Genomic DNA, 1,674 nt, shown 5'->3' on the forward strand with positions numbered 1-1,674 from the left:
GAGGCCACCATACCCGTTTACAAAGCGAACAGGAAAGTCAATGAAATCAACGGTCTACCCAGACCACCCCCGCGCCAGTGCTAGCTTTGCGTACCGTCACTTATTGCACTGAAAACGAGGAGACCCCATGTCTCCATGGCGGGAGTGCACCGGGTCGCCTCGTTGGTACAGCGCTGGGTGCTGGGAACGCACCACGGTTCTGTGCAACCCGAACACCTGGACGCCTATCTCGATGAATTCGTGTTCCGTTTCAACCGGCGCACATCCAGCTCACGCGGGATGCTGTTTTAACGCTTGCTGCAGCAAGCGGTGGTGACGCCGCCAGTGACGTATGGGGATGTCGTGAGCAAGAACACCGGGGAGAGGCAATCGGATACCATTGCTGGATGAAATCACAGTGTCAATGGGGCTGATGGAGCTAAGCGGATACCCCTTGCAGGCATACAGTTGCTTGAGGAAGGGCTTGCGCGGTCGGCTCGGCGCCGACCCGTGGCAGCGCTTCATTTGATCGCGGCCGAAGTCCGCACAAGGCTGGTGGCTGTCACTCGACCTCTCTGCAGGCCATCGTAGAGGCGCCTCCACCGGCCGCTCACTGGTCAAGGTGTCACGCGACCGCTCACGCTGCACTGGCGTCTTTGATGGAGCCGTTCGTTGACCGGGTTGATGTGCAGGCGATCCGCACCTATCAAGTGTCGTTTCACAGACGCCGCACAGTCACATCTACCGACCAAGCGTCCCCAAACGAAAACACTCCCGTCAACCTCCCCCCCACCTCCAGCTCACAAGCCTTTGTCAGCCCACCCGTGATCACCAGATCACCCGCCTCCAGCCGCTGACCAAACGCGGCCAGCTCCCGCGCCAGCCGCGCCACCGCGTCCAGGGGGTGGCCGTCGGCATCGGCGCCCACGCCCTGTCCCAGCGTGTGGTGGCTGCCGTCGTGCAGGCGCACCGCCACGGTGCCCGCCGCCATCAGGTCGGTCACCGGCAGGCGTGGCCCGACGACGACCTGGCCGGCGGACGAGTTGTCGGCGGTGTTCTGTTCGAGGTTGAAGCGGTAGCCTGTCCAGGTGGAGTGCACGACTTCGAGGCAGGCGTAGGCGCCCTCCACGGCGGCGACCACGGTGTGGCGGTCGACGGGCGCGTGCCGCGCGTCGAGGGCGGTTTGGAGGCGCAGCCCGATCTCGGGTTCGACCCGCGGCTGCACCAGGCGCTCGTGCACCGCGTCGCCCGAGTTCAGCAGCATCCGGTCGGTCAGCGGCCCGATGTTGGGCCGGGCTATGCCCATCTGGCGGCGCATCACTTCCGACGTGTAACCCAGCTTCCACCCGACCACGCGCTCGCCGGCGGCCAGGCGCAGGCCGAGCAGCGCGCGCTGGATGGCGTAGGCGGTGGCGAGGTCGGGCGTGCCGATGGTGGCTGCGGCGTCCAGTGTCCGACCGGCCTGGCGGGCGGCCCAGATCGCTTCGGCGAGTTGGTTGGGCGTCTGGGTCATGGGGGGGCTCCGCCTGGAAAGGTTGAGGGTGGGGCGCGCCGGCTATGGCAGGTCGGGGGATAGGAAATCCAACCGCATGAGCACAAGTATAGCACACGTTTGGGGCGTCTCAGGCATGCACACAGGGGACTGCTGGGTTGATTTCTCAAAGCCAGTTGCCCGAGATTTTTCGGTATGACCCG

General features: G+C 65.0%; 1 protein-coding gene and 1 pseudogene. One reads left to right on the plus strand and one right to left on the minus strand.

Going from position 1 to position 1,674, the window contains the following annotated elements; translation table 11 throughout:
• Positions 1–126: 126 nt before the first annotated feature.
• Positions 127–390 (plus strand): annotated as a pseudogene (locus FK527_RS17110) (transposase); the annotation flags it as partial.
• A 307-nt stretch (positions 391–697) separates the two neighbouring features.
• On the opposite strand, the gene FK527_RS17115 reads toward FK527_RS17110, so the two are convergent.
• Positions 698–1,492, minus strand: a complete 795-nt coding sequence (locus FK527_RS17115; RefSeq protein WP_008328897.1) for a 2-keto-4-pentenoate hydratase — start codon at positions 1,490–1,492, stop codon at positions 698–700.
• Positions 1,493–1,674: the final 182 nt, after the last annotated feature.

It is taken from the genome of Extensimonas perlucida (assembly GCF_007655255.1).
Lineage (GTDB): Bacteria > Pseudomonadota > Gammaproteobacteria > Burkholderiales > Burkholderiaceae_C > Extensimonas > Extensimonas perlucida.